The organism is Nocardiopsis synnemataformans, from assembly GCF_965343085.1.
Taxonomy (GTDB): domain Bacteria; phylum Actinomycetota; class Actinomycetes; order Streptosporangiales; family Streptosporangiaceae; genus Nocardiopsis; species Nocardiopsis alborubida.
Genome location: NZ_CBDRFA010000010.1, coordinates 54,741 through 73,336, shown reverse-complemented (window position 1 = coordinate 73,336; position 18,596 = coordinate 54,741). Strand labels below are relative to the sequence as shown.

General features: G+C 72.7%; 12 protein-coding genes. 6 read left to right on the top strand and 6 right to left on the bottom strand.

Going from position 1 to position 18,596, the window contains the following annotated elements:
• Nucleotides 1–54: 54 nt before the first annotated feature.
• A complete protein-coding gene (locus ACSIH6_RS07975) occupies nt 55–1,131 on the top strand; it encodes a serine/threonine-protein kinase (protein WP_435107578.1) in 1,077 nt (358 codons plus the stop codon).
• Nucleotides 1,132–1,156: 25 nt separating this feature from the next.
• On the opposite strand, the gene ACSIH6_RS07970 is transcribed toward ACSIH6_RS07975, so the two are convergent.
• Complete coding sequence (locus ACSIH6_RS07970) at nt 1,157–1,717, bottom strand: hypothetical protein (protein WP_435107577.1); 561 nt, start codon at nt 1,715–1,717, stop codon at nt 1,157–1,159.
• 213 nt (nt 1,718–1,930) lie between these two features.
• Nucleotides 1,931–3,463, bottom strand: coding sequence for an IS200/IS605 family accessory protein TnpB-related protein (locus tag ACSIH6_RS07965; RefSeq protein WP_435107576.1), 1,533 nt, complete (start codon nt 3,461–3,463; stop codon nt 1,931–1,933).
• Between the two features lie 422 nt (nt 3,464–3,885).
• Between ACSIH6_RS07965 and ACSIH6_RS07960 the strand changes: the two genes are divergently transcribed.
• The gene (locus tag ACSIH6_RS07960; RefSeq protein WP_435107575.1) at nt 3,886–6,006 is read left to right on the top strand and encodes a bifunctional metallophosphatase/5'-nucleotidase; all 2,121 of its coding nucleotides are present in this window, start codon (nt 3,886–3,888) and stop codon (nt 6,004–6,006) included.
• A gap of 226 nt (nt 6,007–6,232) precedes the next feature.
• Here the strand turns inward: ACSIH6_RS07960 and ACSIH6_RS07955 are convergent, their stop codons facing one another.
• Entirely contained in the window at nt 6,233–6,835 is a 603-nt protein-coding gene (locus ACSIH6_RS07955; RefSeq protein ID WP_435107574.1) for a hypothetical protein, read from the bottom strand.
• A gap of 758 nt (nt 6,836–7,593) precedes the next feature.
• Here ACSIH6_RS07955 and ACSIH6_RS07950 point away from each other — a divergent pair.
• Entirely contained in the window at nt 7,594–8,262 is a 669-nt protein-coding gene (locus ACSIH6_RS07950) for a response regulator transcription factor (RefSeq protein WP_013154850.1), read from the top strand.
• 63 nt (nt 8,263–8,325) lie between these two features.
• The gene (locus ACSIH6_RS07945; protein WP_435107573.1) at nt 8,326–9,612 is read left to right on the top strand and encodes a sensor histidine kinase; all 1,287 of its coding nucleotides are present in this window, start codon (nt 8,326–8,328) and stop codon (nt 9,610–9,612) included.
• Nucleotides 9,613–9,695: 83 nt separating this feature from the next.
• On the opposite strand, the gene ACSIH6_RS07940 is transcribed toward ACSIH6_RS07945, so the two are convergent.
• The 3 genes from ACSIH6_RS07940 to wecB all read right to left on the bottom strand — a co-directional run bounded on the left by ACSIH6_RS07940 (nt 9,696) and on the right by wecB (nt 15,100).
• A complete protein-coding gene (locus ACSIH6_RS07940) occupies nt 9,696–11,909 on the bottom strand; it encodes a glycosyltransferase (protein ID WP_435107572.1) in 2,214 nt (737 codons plus the stop codon).
• Between the two features lie 38 nt (nt 11,910–11,947).
• The gene (locus tag ACSIH6_RS07935) at nt 11,948–13,660 is read right to left on the bottom strand and encodes a hypothetical protein (RefSeq protein ID WP_435107571.1); all 1,713 of its coding nucleotides are present in this window, start codon (nt 13,658–13,660) and stop codon (nt 11,948–11,950) included.
• A 330-nt stretch (nt 13,661–13,990) separates the two neighbouring features.
• On the bottom strand, nt 13,991–15,100 hold the full coding sequence (gene wecB / locus ACSIH6_RS07930) for a non-hydrolyzing UDP-N-acetylglucosamine 2-epimerase (RefSeq protein ID WP_435107570.1): 1,110 nt from the start codon (nt 15,098–15,100) through the stop codon (nt 13,991–13,993).
• Nucleotides 15,101–15,329: 229 nt separating this feature from the next.
• Here wecB and ACSIH6_RS07925 point away from each other — a divergent pair, with 229 nt between their 5' ends.
• Both ACSIH6_RS07925 and ACSIH6_RS07920 read left to right on the top strand, forming a co-directional pair.
• Entirely contained in the window at nt 15,330–17,060 is a 1,731-nt protein-coding gene (locus ACSIH6_RS07925) for a glycosyltransferase family 4 protein (protein WP_435107569.1), read from the top strand.
• Between the two features lie 103 nt (nt 17,061–17,163).
• Nucleotides 17,164–18,528 (top strand): nucleotide sugar dehydrogenase, encoded by a 1,365-nt coding sequence (locus ACSIH6_RS07920; RefSeq protein ID WP_435107568.1) that lies wholly within the window; start codon nt 17,164–17,166, stop codon nt 18,526–18,528.
• Nucleotides 18,529–18,596 lie beyond the last annotated feature (68 nt).

Here is an 18,596-nt window from a genome sequence, read left to right as displayed (position 1 = left end):
TCCAGTGACCTGTGTCCCCAGTGAGACGTGATCCCCAGTGAAACGGGAGTCCCCATGAAGGCGCGAGGCGTGCGCAGACTCGACCCCCTGGAGCCGGACGACCCCCGCGAGATCGGCGGGCACCGGGTGCGGGGGCGGATCGGCTCCGGGGGGATGGGCACGGTCTACGCGGCCGACTCCCCCGGCGTGCACGGCTACCTGGCGGTCAAGGTCGTCCACGCCGAACAGGCGGCGGACCGGCGCTTCCGGGAGCGCTTCGCGCACGAGGCCCGCCTCCTGGCGAGGGTGAACAGCCCCTCGGTGGCGCGGTTCGTGCGCGCCGACGTGGAGGCGCCGCGACCGTGGATGATCACCGAGTACGTGCCGGGGCCCACCCTGCGCCACCACGTGGAGCGGTACGGCCGTCTGCGCGGGGGGATGCTCCTGGGACTGGCCGTGGGCGCCGCCGAGGCGCTGCGGGCCGTCCACGCCGCCGGGGTGGTCCACCGCGACCTCAAGCCCAGCAACGTCGTGCTCTCGGACAAGGGGCCCAAACTGCTGGACTTCGGGATCGCGCACCCGGTGGAGGACCCCGACCCCACCAAGTGGATGCGTCTGCGGCGGATGCGCCGCGCCTACCGGGACCTGCGGCTGCCCTCGCCGGAGGGGCTGGCCGACGGGCGGGTCAGCGAGCGGGTCGACCGGCTGGGCACCCCGGGGTGGATCAGCCCCGAGCAGTACCGGCGCCAGCCCACCGCGCAGAGCGCGGACGTGTTCCTGTGGGGCGCGACGGTGGCCTTCGCGGCGGCCGGGCACGACCCGTTCGGCCGGGCCGGGGCCAAGGAGATGGCCCGGCGCGTGATGTTCGAGGAGCCGGACCTGGAGTACCTGCCGCCCGGTCTGGAGCGGCTGGTGCTGGCCGCGATGTCCAAGGACCCCGGGGAGCGTCCCGACTCCGCCGGACTGCTGCGCGCCGCCCTGTCCCTGGAGAACGCCGAGGGCGGGGTGCGCGCCTCCGGTGGCTCCGGGGAGGCAGGGGCCGTCACCGGGCCGGCGGCCGTGCGTGGGTTGCTGGAGCGGCGGTGGACGGAGGTGGCGGTGCGCCCGCCGCAGCCCCCGCGGACGGGGCTGTTCGGCCGCGGGCAGGGCTGAGGGAGGGGTCGCTGGCGGCCCCCGGTCAGAGGAGCCCGTAGTGGGCGCGGCCCTCACGGGAGAGCATGTACGCCAACATCATGACCGCGAAGCCCAGCGGGACGAGCGCGAGGACGTCCCCGGCCAGCACGGTCCACAGCAGGAGCGCGCCCGCCGCGCCCTGGAAGAGCACGACGCCCCAGAACACACCGACCGTACGGCGCCGGATCCTGCCCGCCAGGAGCGTGGACAGCAGCCCGTACACGCCCGTGACCGCCGCCATGACGACCATCATGGCGCGCATCGCCTCGGCACTGACGGCGAGTTCCAGGCCCTCCTCGGCGGCGAGCTCGGCCTGCTGGCGCAGTGCCTCGTCCATCGCGTCGGCCGAGACGCCGAGCCCCATGAGGAAGAGGCCGGACAGGGCCAGCCCGCAGGCCCCGCCCACGAACATCAGGGCGCGGACGACCGCCACCTTCCTGGGGAGGGGTGCGTCGGGGCGGAGCGCGTCGAAACCGGCCCCGGAGCCGGGCGCCCCGTACGGCGGGACGCCGCCCGCGCCCTGTGTCCCGTTGGGGTCGTACGGGTCCTGGCCAGAGGAAAACACGGACGTCCTCCGAGGGATGTCGAGACGGCTTGTCCCACCCATGGTAGGGGTCCGGGGCGCGGGAGGCGCGGCTCCGGGCGGACCGTGGGAGCCGTCCGGTCACGCAACGCGATACGGGCAGGCCGAAAACCGGTATCGGGACCGCGGGTTCTGCAAATCGTAACCGTGGGAACCATGCGCCCCCGGCCCCGGCGGCTCTAGTGTGAACCGTTCCTAAGCAGTGTCCAGGAGCGAGTCTTGGACCCACACCCTTGTCACTGACACGTCCCCAACGGTGTTGGACGCGCTGGTTCTCCGCGTTCTCACGGTCCCCGTCCGGCGACGTACATCATGTGCACGCTCCGTGATGGGGAGGCGGAGTTCCTCACACCCAGGACCACCCGGTGCGGCCTGGGCGGTCCGATGCCCCACACCATCACTCCGGTGGTGTGGGGGCGGTGCCGTCCGTCGCCGAACTCGATACCCCTGGGCGCGCCGCCCGACCGCGATGCTGGCCGCATCGTGCCGGGAGACCTTCCTCTTACTACTGGTCATGGGGCGCTGCCAGTGCTGGGCACCCCACTTCGACGTATATGCCGGATCGACGACAACGACCGCCACCCCCAGCGCATCAGCCATCGACACCAGCCGGGACCGCAGCCGGGCGGTGGGCATGCCGGAGATCAACTGGCGGAACCTCTTGCGGCGCCCGTGCTTCTCCCGGGTTTTCTCAGCGGCGAAGTCCAGATCCTCCACCGCGATCGCCCGCACTCCGTACCCGGTGGCCCAGCGCAACAGCCGGGACAGGGCATGGCGCACCTGCACGTCACGATGACTGGAGGTTCCCGACAGGTCGAAGGCGAAACGGCGCGGGTCACCGACCGGGTTGCCGTGCGTGTCCAACCGCCACGCGGCCAGATGATCAGCGTTCACATCCACACCGACCACCCCCTGGGCCAGCATCGTTCCCCAAGGAAGGGCGGGGGCGGCCTTGTGGGTCCAGGACGCGGTCACATACCACCGGCCCCGCTCGGGGTCGTGGTGGACGCGGTAGGCCACCGCACGATCAGCCTCCACCCGCTCAGCCCACTCGACGCCCTGGTGAGCGAAGACCACCCGGCAGGAGAACACATAACGGCCATGCGGCGCGTTGGCGTACTCGACCAGCAGGACGGGGAGTTTGATCGACACCTGGCCCTCAGGGGTGATGCGGACGGTTTCGTTGCCGTACCGCTTCCCGGACTCCCCATCGGCCTGGAGGAAGGAACGCGCAGCCTCCCACTGGTCCCGCCACGCGGCTTCGGTGAGTCCAACCTCGTCCAGATGATGCCGGGCGTTCAACAGCCGCTTGCCACCACGCACCACATGGACCCGACCGTCCTCCCAGTCAGTTACCGCCTTCGCATGTTGTTCCTGGAGCGCGGTCAGGCGCCGGGACTTGGCGTGCCACTCCTGCCGTGTGCGGTACCCGCCCGGAGCAAGCTTGGTGCCTTTCGCTCCGATCGGCTGAGACAGCCGGTGTCGCAGGGTGTCGATGCCCGCCTGGAGGCGGTGCAGGTGGGCGAGATGGCTGCGTCGGGCCAGCGCCCACTGTTCATTGGAGACCTTGGTGATCGCTCCAGCCCACCGTGAGGACGAGACAGGAGTCAACTCCCGTTTCCGGGTGGCCCAGGTGTCCTTGTCGTGGCCGGTGCCGTCCGCGCACCGGGTGGCCAGATCCGCCGATGCCAGGGATCCCAGGTGTGCGCCGAGGGCCCGTAGCACCATCTCGTCCTGGGCGCTGAGGCCCCTGAGTCGGTCACGGGTAGCGACCCCGGTCGGTGTGGGAGCAAGGTAAGGGTCCTGGATCGACCGTAACTGCTGCCGTGTGCTGGCCTGGGACATCCGTCCTCACCTCCTCACCGTGCGCGTTTCGTTACCGTGTTCGACACGACAGTAGCCAGAACCGGGACGCCTGTCCCAAGAATCGGCAAACTTCTCTGCTCGGTTTTCTTCCGCAGGTCATGCAAGGAACAATGGCACACCCGGCGCACCACCCAGGTGGCAACGCTGAAGGATCACTCCTGCGTGCTCGTGCGCGCTTGAGTCACCTCTCACACCAACAGTTCACAACCCCTCCGGCCCTGTCCCCCGCCCCCGTCCGCCCCGACGGATCCCCCGTCCCCCGCCTGCGAAGGAGCCCCGCAACGATGTCCAGACTCGTGCGCGCCTCGGCCGCTCTGGTGCTGACCGGCGCCCTGGTGGTGCCGTCCGCCCCCGCGGCCGGCGCGGCCGTCCCCATGAACCCCGGGGACGGCGCCGACTTCACCCTGACGATCCTGCACGCCAACGACCCCGAGTCCCAACTGCTGTCCGCCTCCGGGCAGGAGGACTTCGGCGGCGCCGCCCGCTTCACGACGCTGCTCGACCGGCTGCGCGAGGCCGAGGGCGGCGCCGCGGCCGGGGAGGACGAGGCCGGCGAGCGCGGCGTCGTCACGGTCAACGCGGGGGACATGTACCTGCCGGGGCCGGAGTTCGCCGCCTCCCGGGAGGAGGGCGCCCCCTTCCACGACGCCCTCGCCGCCGGCCACGCGGACTACGACGCGGTCTCCATGGGCAACCACGAGTTCGACTTCGGCCCGGACGTGTACGCGGACTTCCTCGAACGGCTGGGCGGGGACACCACGGTGGTCGCCGCCAACGTGGACGTGTCCGCCGAACCGCGCCTGGCCGCCCTGGCGGACGGGGGCCGGATCGCGCCCAGCACCGTGGTGGAGGCCTCCGGCCACGAGGTCGGCGTCGTCGGCGCGCTGTACCCGCCGCTGGACACCATCACCAGCCCGCGCGGCGTGGTGGTGGAGGACCTCGTCGCCCCCGTGCAGGCCGAGGTCGACCGGCTGACCGCCGAGGGCGTGGACAAGATCATCCTCCTGTCGCACCTCCAGGGGATCGCCTACGAGGAGCGCGTGGCCCGGGAGCTGACCGGCGTCGACGTCATCGTCGCGGGCGGCGGACACGAGGTGATGGCCGACGCCGACGCCGCTCTGGTGCCCGGCGACGAGGTCACGGCGCACCCGGAGACCGGCGAGCCCCTGACCTACCCGCTCATGGCCACCAACCCCGAGGGCGTCGAGGTGCCCATCGTCACCGCCGGGTCCAACTACAAGTACGTGGGCCGCCTGGTCGTGAACTTCGACGGCGGTGACCTGGTGTCGGTCTCCGACCGTTCGGGGCCGGTCCGGGTCTCCGGCGTCGACGAGGACGCGGTCGAGCCCCACCCCGCGGTGGAGTCGCAGGTCACCGCCCCCGTGTCCGAGTACGTCGCGGGGCTGGCGGAGACGGAGGTGGCCACCAGCGAGGTCGACCTCAACGGCGTCCAGAACCCCGGCGTGCGCACCCAGGAGACCAACCTGGGCAACCTGGTGGCCGACGCGCTGCTGGACACCGGCGTGCGCAACGCGCAGGAGTACGGCGTGCCCGCTCCGCGGATCGGCATCCAGAACGGCGGCGGCATCCGCAACGCCTCGGTGGTCCCGGCCGGTCCGCTGACCGCGCTGGACACCTACTCGATCGCCCCGTTCGCCAACCAGGTGGCGGTGGTCCCCGACCTCCCGCGCTCGCAGGTCAAGGAGCTGCTGGAGCAGGGTGTGGCCGCGGCTCCCGCGGCCAGCGGCGCGTTCATGCAGGTCGCCGGGGTCAACTTCGCCTACAACCCGGAGCGCGCGGCGCAGGTGGTGGACGAGGAGGGCACCGTGACCACCCCCGGCGAGCGGGTCCGCAGCGCGATCCTGCACGACGGAACGGTGCTCGTCGAGGACGGCGAGGTCGTGGACGGCGACCCGATCACGATCGTGACCAACGACTTCTCCGCCCGGAGCGGCGACATGTACCCGTTCCGCGGAGCGGACTTCACCGTGGTGGGCGCGACCTACCAGGCCGCGCTGGAGGGGCTGCTCACCGGAACGCTGGAGGGCCGGGTGACCGAGGCCGCCTACCCCGAGGGCGGTTCCGGCCGCATCGTGGTGGGAGAGCGGGCCACCGTCCCCGACGGTGACGGCGGCGGAACGCCCACCGACCCGCCGACCGGCGAACCCACCGGCGAACCCACCGACCCGGACGGCGGGCCGGGCCCGGACCCGACGGACCCGCCCGCCACGGACGGCCCGGACGACGGTCCCGGCAAGCCCGGCGGGAACGCGGACGGCTCACTGCCGCGGACGGGCGGCGCGCTGCTCGGCCTGCTGGCGGCGGCCGCGGTCGCCGTCACGGCCGGTGGGGCCGCGCTCTACCTGGGCCGCAGGCGCGGGGAGGCCACGGGCGCGGACTCCTGACACCGGGGCCGACCCCACCGGGTCGGTCCCACAGTGCTGGTTTCACGGTGCTGGCCCCACAGTGCTGGTTTCCAGGGCGGCCGGACGGCCTGCTGACACCGCGCGTGCGGAGTCGGGCGGCCGTCCGGCCGTCGCGCTTCACGGGTCTGCGGGCCTTGGGCTCCGTACCGGCCGTCCTCCCGGCGGTCCGGTCCCTCGGCCGGACCCCGGAGCCCGCCGGGTCCGGTCAGGGGCAGCCCACGATCTCGCGCGTGGCCTCGGCCATGTCGTCGCGCTCCTGCTGGTCCAGGCCGTTCTCCTCGAACCACACCAGCACGAAGTGGCAGGCGTCCTGGATGTCCGCCGCGGAGTTCTCCTCGCTCTCCAGCATGGCCATCGCGGCGATCATCGCGATTCCGGAGTTCTCGAAGGCGGCCACCCGCACCAGGTTGGTGTCCATCGATGAGGTGCACTGGAAGAGGGTGGTCTCCTCGGCGCCGGGGTCAGAACCGCAGACCTCGTCGGTGATGTCCTGGCGGGCGTCGATCTCGAAGTCGCGGCGCAGCTCGTCGATCAGCTCCTCCGAGCTGATGAGGTTCTCCGCCTCGGAGGTCGGTTCGTCCGTCGGCTCCGCGGAGGGCTCGTCGGTGGGAAGGGGCTCCCGGGTGGGCTCGGGGGCCTCGGTGGGAGCCGGGTCCTCGGTCGGCGCCTCCTGTGTCGGCTCGCCGCTGGGCTCCGCCGAGGGCTCGGAGCCGCTGTCCGCGGCGACGAGGCCGGTCACCCTGCCGCCGAGGGCGAGTCCTCCGCCGAGAAAGGACGCACCCGCCAGCACCGCGATCACGGCGAGCACGGCGAGCAGACCGGTGCCGTAGCGGCCCGGTTGGGGCGGGCGGGGCGGCTGGGGCGGCTGCCCGTAAGGCCCCTGCGGACCTTGAGGCCCCTGCGGTCCCTGAGGTCCCTGAGGTCCTTGGGGAACCTGCGGCCCGTAAGGACCCCGCGAGCCTTGAGGAGTAGGAGGACCCTGAGGTGCCTGGAGCCCCTGAGGGTGTGGAGGTCCCTGAGGAGCCTGGGAGGTGTGTGGCCCCTGGCTCCCCTGTGCTGTCTGTGGGCTCGGGGCTCCCGGTGGGCCCTGCGGCCCCTGGGGGTTCTGGGGCCTCTGCGGGTTCGGAGGCATCGGTTGGCTCTGAGGGCCCTGTGCGCCCTGCGGGTTCTGGGCCCCGTGGAGAGGCTGCCCTCCCTGGGGCGTGTACGCCCCCGGCGGTCTCCAGGGCGGTGGCGAACTGTCGGGACTCACGTACGTTCTCCTCGCTGTCGGGGCTGGTGACGGGTGCGTCGGCTCCACGCTTCGTTGTCCTGGTGCCGACTTACCAAACGTTTTGCAATGAATCGTCCCATTTTCCCAGCCACGCTGTTCACCGGGGGGCACGGTCCGGATGGCACGGAACCCGACACGAGTTTCCCAGTATCACCATGTAAGTGTAAAGAAAAGTACTGGGATGGCGAATTGAACCTTTTGCCCGGTATGTGATTAGCGTATTTTCGACCAACCTTGGGACATCCGGCGCGCATAATAGGGAAATGCGCGTCCCCGGACCTACGATCGACAACATGACCTGCGTTTTGCTGGCCGAAGACGATGTCTCGATCTCCGAGCCTCTCGCGCGCGCGCTCCGGCGCGAGGGCTACACGGTGGACGTGACCGTCAACGGCGTTGAGACACTCGACCGTGCCCGTGCGGGAGACATAGACCTCATGGTCCTGGATCTCGGGCTGCCCGAAATGGACGGGCTTGAGGTGGCACGTCGGCTCCGGGCCGAGGGTCACGGAACGCCCATCCTCATCCTGACCGCCCGCGCCGACGAGGTCGACACCGTCGTCGGCCTCGACGCGGGCGCCGACGACTACGTCACCAAGCCCTTCCGGCTCGCCGAACTCCTGGCGCGCGTGCGCGCCCTGCTGCGCCGGGGCGGCGCCGAGGTGCCCGTCGTGCACGGCGTGCGCATCGACAACGACTCCCGACGGGCCTGGCTGGGCGAACGCGAACTCCAGCTCACCACCAAGGAGTTCGACCTGCTGCGCGTGCTCGTCCGCGACGCGGGCAAGGTGGTCACCCGCGAGCAGATCATGCGCGAGGTGTGGGACACCAACTGGTGGGGTTCGACCAAGACCCTGGACATGCACATCTCCTGGCTGCGCCGCAAGCTGGGGGACGACGCCAACCAGCCGTCGTACATCACGACCGTCCGGGGTGTGGGCTTCCGGTTCGAGCGAGACTGACACGACCTTTCGAGGCGCACCGCGCCGGTCGGTCGCCTCCGGGTCGGACGGACATGAGGTGACATGCGCAGGCGGATGGTTTTCTCCACCCTGGTGGTGACCGTCATCGCCGTCATGCTGCTCGGGCTGCCCCTGGGCGCGCTCACGTACAAGCTGGTGTACGACGAGAGCACCCGCCAGCTCCAGGGCGAGGCGGAGCTGATCGGCGCCGAGAGCGACACCATGCTGGAGCTGCACGGCGAACTCGACCTGGGCGAGTTCGACCGCGACCATCCCCACCGCTTCATCCGGATCACCCCGGCGGAGGAGCCCACCTCGGTGACCGCGGGCGATCCCGCGCTCAACCCCGAGGCGCCCGACTCCCCGAGCATGCTCAAGGCGACCGCGACCACCGGCCGGGACACGCGCGTCGAGGTGTGGATGAGCGCCGAGAGCGTGCAGCAGAGCGTGGTCCGCGCCTGGATGGGGATCGCGTCGCTGTCCCTGCTGGCCATCGGCGTCGCCGTCGGGCTGTCGATGTTCCAGGCCCGCAGGCTGACCCTGCCCCTGCTCGACCTGGCTGCCACCGCCGAGCGCCTGGGCTCGGGCGTGACCACGCCGTGGGGCCACCGCTACGGGATACCGGAGGCCGACCGGGTGGCGGAGGTCCTGGACCGCAGCGCCGAGCGCATCGCCGGGCTGATCGCCACCGAACGCCACTTCGCGACCGACGCCTCGCACCAGCTGCGCACGCCGCTGACCGCGCTGACGATGCGCCTGGAGGAGATCCTCGCCGAGGCGGACAACCCCGAGGTGGTCCGCGAGGAGGGCGAGGCCGCCCTGGCCCAGACCGAACGCCTGGTGGAGACCGTGGAGAGCCTGCTGGGACGGGCCCGCAAGAGCCAGAACCCCGAGGTGGAGGCGGTGGAGCTCGATCCCGTCCTGCACCACCTCCAGGAGGAGTGGCAGCCGGTCTTCCAGTCCGCGCAGCGCAGACTGCTCGTCACCGGCGACGCCGGGCTGACCGCGATGACCGTCTCCACCGACCTGGCCCAGATCGTGGCGACGCTGGTGGAGAACGCCTACAAGCACGGCGCGGGAACGGTCACCATCCGGCGGCTGGACACCGGGCAGTCGGTGCGCATCGAGGTGAGCGACGAGGGCGAGGGCGTGCCCGAGCACCTGTCGGGCCGGATCTTCGACCGCGAGGTGAGCGGAGGGGGCGGGACGGGGCTGGGCCTGGCCCTGGCCCGGCACATCGCCGAGTCCGAGGGGGCCCGGATCGAGCTGGTGCAGACCAAGCCGACGACCTTCGCGCTGTTCCTGCCCGCGGGCGCGGGGGGCCTGTCCAAGATGACCGGACCCGTGTAGGCGCCGAGGCCCCGGATAGGGGCCCGGGCTCCGGCCGACGCCTCGGACCGGGCCCGGACCCGCGCCCCGGTTCCCGACCGTCCTCAGGCGCCCGCGGCGGCGGCGGAGTGTTGCGCCTGGGGCGCCCTGCCGCGGACCACCAGGTCGCTCCACAGCGACCGCACCCGGGACAGGCCGTAGGCGGTGGTGACCTCCTCGTGGGCGCGCGCGGCCTCGGCGGAGAACCGCCCCTCGCTGACGGTCGCGTGGATGGCCTCGGCCATCACCACGGCGTCGTCGTGGATCCAGTGCGGGTCGTAGATGGTGTCCGCGCCCGGCCACGGCAGCAGGGCGGGCACCCCGCCCGAGGCGGCGCACTCGGCGGGCGCCAGGTGGAAGGACTCGTCGTCACTGGTGGAGAGCATGAACCCCACCCGCCGCAGCCAGGTGGCCACGTCCGGCCCGAAGGGGTCGAACACCACCCCGGCGGCGAGGCGCTCGTCGCGCTGGATCCGCCGGTAGACGCGCTCGAAGTAGGCGCGCTCCTCCGGCCGGTTCCAGATCCACCAGTACTCCCACGGCTGCTTGGTCTTGACCGACAGCGTGTACCGCGGGTCCATGCGCCGCAGCTCGGCGAGGACGTCCAGGCCCCGGTCCAGCCGCTTGCGCGAGGGCGCGATGCCGACCATGCCCAGGGAGTACTCGGCCCCGGGGAGCTTGGGGCGGCCCAGCTGCTCGTCGTCCACCCAGTTGGGGACCACGACCACCTTCCCGGCGGGCCATCCGGTGAGCTCGCGGGTCAGGTCGGCGTAGTGGGGGCTCACGCACACCACCGCGTCGACCTTGTCGATGTCCAGCTTGCGGGGCCACTCCGCGTAGAGCTCGAAGCGGTGCAGCCGCACGATGAGCCGCTGGTCGGGGCGCTTCCACTTGGAGTAGAACAGCGCGTTGGGCCCGCACCACTCGCAGATCACCACGTCGGCCCAGGCGGCCAGCTCCCGGGAACGGTACTGGTCGTGGGTGCCCAGCCCCTCCCACTCGTCCATGCGCACGTCGAGGCCGGGCAGCGAGTCCAGGTACTCGGCCAGACGCGTGAAGAACTTCATGTCGTGCCCGGCGATGACCACCTTGAGCGGCCGCTCGGGGTCGGCGCCCTCGGGGACGGGGGGCAGGGCGTCGGCGAGGTAGCCGCGCAGCCGCTCGGCGGCCCGCTCCAGGGTGTGGTCGGCCGCGGCGTCGCGGCAGCGCGCGGCGGCGTCCGCGTAGACAGCGCGGTCGCCGTGGGCGCGGGCCACCGCGTCGGCGACCGAGGCGACGTCGGTCCCGGCGAACAACGGGTAGTCGGCGCCCAGCATGGCCTCGTGCATGGGCGTGCGGTTGAGCACCACCGGCAGGCCGAGCGCGCCCAGCTCCAGCACCTTGGTGGACAGCTCCAGGCTGGCGTCCATGGACGGGTCGCGCCAGGACAGCCCGAAGCCGCACTCGGCGGCCTGGCGGAGCGCCTCGGCGCGCGACATCCCGCCGCGCCAGTCCACGTTCGGGGTGTCCTCCAGGGCCCTGCGCATGTTCTTGGCCCAGTCGGCGGGTTCGGCGTGGATCTTGTCGCCGATCATCACCAGTTCGGCGTCCACCCCGCGCCGCGCCAGCTCGGCGGGCAGCTCGGTCATCTCCAGGGTGTTCCAGCGCGGCGCGAACTTGCCGGTGTAGGCCAGGCGGGCGCGGGCCTGGGTCCCGCCGTCGGCGCGCACGTCCTCGGGGACGACCACCACGGGCGGGAACAGGACCGACCGGCCGCAGGCGGCGGGCACCGTCGACTCCAGGAAGGCGCGCAGCTCCTCGGTCTGGCAGAGCAGGAACCGCGAGGCCAGCGCGATCTCGGTGAGCTCGGCGGTGGCGGTCGCGGACAGCTCCCCCACGCTGTGCGGGAAGTCGGTCAGGTAGGTCCACAGGCGGCCCGCCAGCGCCTCCTCCTGCGCGGCCAGCCCGGCCAGGCGGCGCCCGCGCACGACCACGAGGTCGAAGGGCTTGCGCTCGTGGTGCCTGGTCATCAGGGTGACGGCCTGCTCCGGGGTGAGCCCCCTCGGCCCCAGGTCGGGCAGCGCCTTGTCCTCGTAGGGCCGCAGCAGCCGGACCCCGGGCACCCTGGTGAGGGGCTCGGTGAGCCGGTCGGTGCGCACGGGCGCCTTCAGCAGCAGGGTCACCTCGCATCCGGCGGCGGCCAGGGCCTGCGCCATCGACTGCGCCCAGACCGCGGAACCGTCGATGATGTTGAGGTCCACGTCCCCGTACAGGAGTGCGCGCGGAGGCGGTGTGCTCACGTTCTTCCCTTCGGATGCTTTCTCGTTGCCCGTACGGCTCATCCGACGGCGCCGGTCGAGGCATCCGCCGCGTCGGACACGGGGTCCTCCGCGTCGTCGCCCGTCCCGTGGTCGGGGCCCAGGGCCAGGAGCCGGGTGCCGCGGCGGTTCCACTCCGCCGGGTCCCAGCCGCGCCTCAGCAGCGTGGTGCGGACCAGTTCCGGCACGACCGCGCTGACGAAGACGTACTGACGGTCCGCGGTGTCCGGACGGTCGAAGAAACCGTGCTCGCCCGGTTCGGGGACCGCCGCGTCGACGGTACCGACCGCGTCGGCGTCCGTGCACTCCACGGCGCACACCAGGTCGGCCAGGCGTCTGCGGCCGACCGGAGCGGTCCACAGGTGCGACCACGGCGCGGTGGCGCGCTCGGCCAGGGCGGCCCAGGGCTCCCCGGCGCGGGCGCCGGGCTCGTCGCGGGTGAGTTCCTCGGGGGTGTCCGGGGCGCTGAAGCGCACCGTGCGCACGGTGACGCCCTCGGCGCGCAGCCGCTGGACCCCGGGCAGGCGGGAGGCCGCGCCGGGCACGACCACCTCGGCCGGCCTGAGCGCGGCGGCCAGCAGGTCGTCGGCGAGCCGGTCGGCGTCGGCCTCCCCCCCCGGGTCGGCCAGGACGGCCACGGAGCGGCCGCGCAGCGGCAGTTCCGGGCCGGGGGTGCCGGGCGGGAAGTCCAGGCCGTCCAGGATCTGGGCGAGGCGCACCGGGGTGGCCTCGCGCAGGAAGACCTGGCGGAGCATGCCCCGCTGCTCGGCCGCGGTGGGCTCCTCGGCGCGCATGCGCGGCACCGTGACGGCCAGGCCCTCCCCCGCGGTGACCGCGCGGGTGCCGCAGGCCCAGGCGCGGCGGTGCAGCCGGGCCTCCTCGGCGGTCAGGGGCGCGACGACGGCGACGTTGGCGGCGCGCAGGGCGTCGGCCAGGCCACGGGAGTCGGCCTCCACCACGCCCGCGCCCAGCTCGGCGAGGACGTCGGGGACGGGCTCCTCGCGGTGGACGCGCACGAACACCGCCTCGGGACCGGGCGTCAGATCGGCGGCAACGGGGTTGAACAGGTGCAGGGGGACCCCGGCGTCGCCCCGGTGGACCCTGTCGAAGCCCAGTTCGCGCAGGGCGGGCGGCGAGGGGACGTCGTCGAGCAGCACCGTGGGGATGCCTCGGGAGGCGGCGGACTCCAGCACCCAGTGCAGGGCGCGGGTGCGGTCGGCGGCCGCGGGGTCGCCCACGTGCGCCCACGGCGACCCGGGGGCGGCGGCCGAGGCCGAGACCAGGACCAGGTCCACGTCGACGCCGTCCATGACGATCTGGGCGTCGTGCGGGCGCAGGGGCACCGAGCGCACGTAGGGGTCGATCGCCTCCGCGATGGAGGGGCCGACGACCGTGGCGGCGACCAGCAGGTCCTCCCTGCCGCCGGTCAGGCCGGTGAGCAGGCGCGACTCCTGGCGCTCGGCGTCGAAGGAGCGGACCGGCTCGGCGCCGCCGCGGCGGCGCTCGGTGTGCCGGGTGGTGCCGCTGCTGCGCCAGAGGCGGTAGAGGTCACGGGGAAGTTTGACCAGGGACCGGCCGGGGCGCTTCGCGGCGGCCGTGAGCGCCTTGCCCACCTGGAGCGAGGTGGAGCCCTCCAGCGCGGCGAGCCGGGTGCGCGCCTCCTGGAGCTGGGCCTCGCGCTCGGCCAGCGCCTGCCGGAGCTGTTCGGTCTGGCTCTGTTCACGCCGTTTCACGGTCTGCCACCTTGTGTTCGGTTCGGTTCGGCGAAACCACCGCGCCGTGCGTCGGGTCCGACTGCGACGTGCGGTGCACCCTGCGCGCGCCCGGCCGGGTGCGGATGCCCTTGGCCAGGCGTGTCGCGGGCCCGGCGGGGCCTCTGGGGTGCGGGACGGATGGAGGGACGTGTGCCATGGTGGATCACCTGGACCGCTGCGGGGGAATCGGGGTCGCTCTCCGGCGGACCCCGCGTGCCTGGACCGGGACCGCGCCCCGTACGGCGCGTTCCCGTGCGCTGGCGTTCCTGGGTGCGGGAACGGGTGCGCGGTGTTCGTGTGTCATCGGGTTCACCTCGACCACTGGGTGAGCACGGAGGCGATGCGCTCCCCGGCGCGGCCGTCCCACAGGGGCGGGGTGTCGCCGATCCGCTCCGGGTTCTGCCCGTGCAGGACCTTGGTGACGGCCTGGAGGAGGTCGGCCTCCGTGACGAGCTGGTTGGTGCCGTGGGTGATGGTGACGGGGCGCTCGGTGTTGGGGCGCAGGGTCAGGCAGGGGACGCCGAGGATCGTGGTCTCCTCCTGGACGCCTCCGGAGTCGGTGACCACGGCGGCGGCCCCGCGGGTGAGCGCGACGAAGTCGAGGTAGCCCAGGGGTTCGAGGAGCCGCACGCGCGGGTGGTCGCCGAGCCCTGCCCGGTCGAAGGCGGCCTTGCCGCGCGGGTGCACGGGCATGACCACGTCGGCGAGGTCGGCGATCTCGTGCAGGCGCGCGGCGAGGCGGGCGACGGTGTCGGGGTCGTCCACGTTCGCGGGCCGGTGCAGGGTGGCGGCGACGTAGCGCTCGGGCAGGTCGAGGCGCTCGCGCAGGGCGTCGGCGTCGAAGCGGCCGAGGTTGCCCAGGAGGGTGTCGATCATGGGGTTGCCGACCAGGTGGACGCGGGAGGGCGGGACGCCCTCGGCGGCCAGGTGGCCGACGGCCTCCGGGCTGGTGGCGAAGCACACGTCGCTGAGCTGGTCGGTGACCCGGCGGTTGATCTCCTCGGGCATGGTGTTGTCGAAGGAGCGCAGTCCCGCCTCCACGTGGGCGACGGGGACGTGCAGCTTGGCGGCGACCAGGGCCGCGGCCACGGTGGAGTTGACGTCGCCGTAGACGACCACCATGCCGGGCCGGCGCTCGGTGAACTCCTGTTCCAGGCCCACCATGAGCGCGGCGGTCTGGGCGGCGTGGGAGCCCGAGCCGACGCCGAGGTCGACGTCGGGGGTGGGCAGGCCCAGGTCGCGGAAGAACACGGCGGACATGCGGTCGTCGTAGTGCTGGCCGGTGTGCACGACCGCCTGGTGGGCGCCGCGTCCGCGCAGGGCGGAGACGACGGGCGCTGCCTTGACGAAGTTGGGGCGCGCGCCGACGACGTGCACGATCCCGGTGTCCTGGCTCCCCAGGGGGGCACTCGTTGCCACGGCTCTCACGTTTCCTTCTGTTGGGGTGGTGTTCCCGCCGTGACCGGCGGGGCTGGTGTGGTTCGGCGGCGTTCCTTGCCCGAGCCGTCCCGTCCGTGTCGCCGTGGTGTCACCGTACGGTCACGTCCGCGTGGTTGTGTGACTGACCGTGCATGACACCCAAGCTTCCGAATCCCAGGTTCCGCGTCCGCGCACCCGCTGGCCGCGGGCGGCGACGTTCACCCTCTCGTTGGCCTGGCGACACCTGCGGGCCGAACCGGCCCGGCTGCCGCTGCTGGCGCTGCGGCTGACGCCCGGTCCGCCGAGGCGCGCGGTGCGCGCCCTGGCCTCCCGGGCGGGCGGCCGGGCCCGCGCCTACGCCCTGTGGGACCAGGGCCGGCGCGCGGACGCCCGCGAGGCGGTGCTCGCCGCGGCGAGCGGTGCCTCCCCCCGCCGGGTGGGCCGCCTGGTGGCGGCCTGCCTGGCGGCGGGAGACGCGGCCACCGCCCGGGAGCTGGTCGAACAGCTTCCGGAAGGCGCTCTCCGGGAGGCCGCGGAGTACCGGACGGCCCTGGCCACGGGACGCGCTGTCGCCACGCCCCCGTCCACGTCGCCTGACCGTCACGCCATCACGTTAACCCGCGATCCACGAACGCCGTCCGACGCCACGGTGAACGCTCGGCGACCGGAGGCGTCGGAGGGTGAACGGTGGCGTGTGGCCGGGGATCCGGCGTCACCCGGGGCGGGTCTGCGGGTGCTGCATCTGGTGACCAACGCGCTGCCGCACACCAACGCGGGCTACACCCAGCGCACCCACAAGATCGCGGTCGCCCAGCGCGAGGCCGGGATGGACGTGCACGTGGTCACCAGGGCGGGGTACCCGCTGGTCAAGGGGGTGCCCGACCCCCGCACGCTGGTGCGGGTGGACGGCGTCCCCTACCACCGGCTGCTCCCCTGGACGGCGCCCGCCGACGCCGAGCGGGAGCTGGCCGCGGGGGTGCGGCTGGGGTCGGAGCTGGTGGAGGCGCTGCGGCCCGACGTGCTGCACGCCGCGAGCAACCACCACAACGCCCGCCTGGCCCTGGAGCTGGGCCGCAGGTTCGGCCTGCCGGTGGTGTACGAGGTGCGGGGCTTCCTGGAGGAGTCGTGGCTCTCACGCGACCCCTCGCGCAGCGTGGACGACGCCTTCTACCGGGCCGAGCGCGCGAGCGAGACCGAGTGCATGCTGGCCGCCGACCTGGTGGTGACCCTGGGCGAGGCGATGCGCGCCGACATCGAGGCGCGCGGCGTGCCGCGCGAGCGCCTGCTGGTGGTGCCCAACGCGGTGGACACCTCCTTCCTGGCCCCGCTGCCCTCGGGCGCCGGGGTGCGCGCGGAACTGGGGATCGGCGGCGAGGACTTCGTGGTGGGCACCACCACCAGCTGTTTCGGCTACGAGGGCCTGGACACGCTGCTGGAGGCGGTGGCCCTGATGCGCGAACGCGGGGAGGCGGCGCACGCCCTGGTGGTGGGGGACGGGCCCGAGCTGCCCGCGCTGCGCTCCGTGGCCGACTCGCTGGGCCTGGAGGGGGCCGCGCACTTCACCGGCCGGGTCCCGGCCGCGCGGGTGCGCGACCACCACGCCGCCCTGGACGTGTTCGCGGTGCCGCGGCGCGACGAGCGGGTGTGCCGTCTGGTCACCCCGCTCAAACCCGTGGAGGCCATGGCGGGCGGACTTCCGGTGGTGGCCAGTGATCTTCCCGCGTTGCGAGAGATCGTGGAACCGGGAGTGACCGGAGAGTTAATTCCGGCGGGCGAATCGGCGACTCTAGCCGATGTGCTGACAAAACTCGCTTACAGTCGTGAAAAGCGGATCTCCTACGGCAGTGCAGGTCGCAGCCTCGTCGGCGCTGACCGCACCTGGGCCGAGGCCGCATACCGCTACAACCAGGCGTATCGGGTTCGGATTCGAGAAATGACCGAACCAGGCCAGAACCCGTAAGCGTGGACAACACGTGCCTACACTCGGACGTCCAACGCACTGAGCAATGGCACTCCCCGCTATTTACGCCCGTTCACGAGATGAATGCGAGTGTGACCACGAAGTGGATGCCGCAGCCTCCAACCCAGCCCTTGTCTCCGAGCAGTCCGCCGGTGCGGTCAGCGACCTCGTCGTTCTCGGCCTCGGCTACGTCGGCCTGCCGCTGGCGGCCGAAGCCGTGTCCGCTGGCCTGAAGGTCACCGGTCTGGACGTGAGCGACCGCGTCGTCGCCGGGCTCAACAACGCCGTGTCGCACGTGGACGACCTCTCCGCGGAGGACGTCCGCGGGATGCTGGACCGCGGTTTCACCGCGACCACCGACCCGGCCTGCCTGGCCGCCACGCGCACCATCGTGATCTGCGTGCCCACGCCGCTGTCGGCCGAGGGCGGCCCCGACCTGGGCGCGGTCACGTCCGCGGCCGAGACGATCGCCGCCCAGTTGCAGCCCGGCACCCTGGTGATCCTGGAGTCGACCACCTACCCCGGCACCACCGAGGAGGTCGTCCGCCCGCTGCTGGAGAAGTCCGGCCTGGTCGCGGGCGCCGACTTCCACCTGGCCTTCTCGCCCGAGCGCATCGACCCGGGCAACCCGACCTTCGGCGTGGCCAACACGCCCAAGGTGGTCGGCGGCCTGACGCCGGAGTGCGGGGAGGCCGCGGCGGACTTCTACGGCGCCTTCGTGAACACGGTGGTGCGGGCGCGCGGCACCCGCGAGGCGGAGATGGCCAAGCTGCTGGAGAACACCTACCGCCACGTCAACATCGCCCTGGTCAACGAGATGGCCATCTTCTGCCAGGAGCTGGGCGTGGACCTGTGGGACTCCATCGCCGCGGCGGCCACCAAGCCGTTCGGCTTCCAGGCCTTCTACCCGGGCCCGGGCGTGGGCGGCCACTGCATCCCCATCGACCCGAACTACCTGTCGTACAAGGTCAAGACCCTCGGCTACCCGTTCCGGTTCGTGGAGCTGGCCCAGGAGATCAACGGCCGCATGCCCTCCTACGTCATCCAGCGGGCGCAGGAGCTGCTCAACGACTCCGGCCTGGCGCTGTCGCGCTCCAAGGTGCTGCTGCTGGGCGTCACCTACAAGGCCGACATCGCCGACCAGCGCGAGTCCCCGGCCCGACCGGTCGCGCGCAAGCTGGCAGCCAAGGGCGCCACGCTGACCTACCACGACCCGCACGTGGAGTCCTGGCAGGTCGACGACGTGGACGTGCCCAGGTCCACCGACCTGGACCGCGCCCTGGCCGAGGCCGACCTGACCATCCTGCTCACCGACCACGCCGAGTACCGGCCCAAGCGGCTGGAGGAGTACGCGCGGCTGCTCCTGGACACCCGGGGCGTGCTGCGCCGCCCCGACCCCGAGACGGACCCCGCGGTCCCCTCGCAGGTGCGGCGCCACGTCACGCGCGAGGGCTTCCAGGTCCTGTGACCTGAGGAACCCCGCCCGCCAGGCACGCCGATCCGGACGCACACCCCCGTCCATCGGCGTGCCTTTCG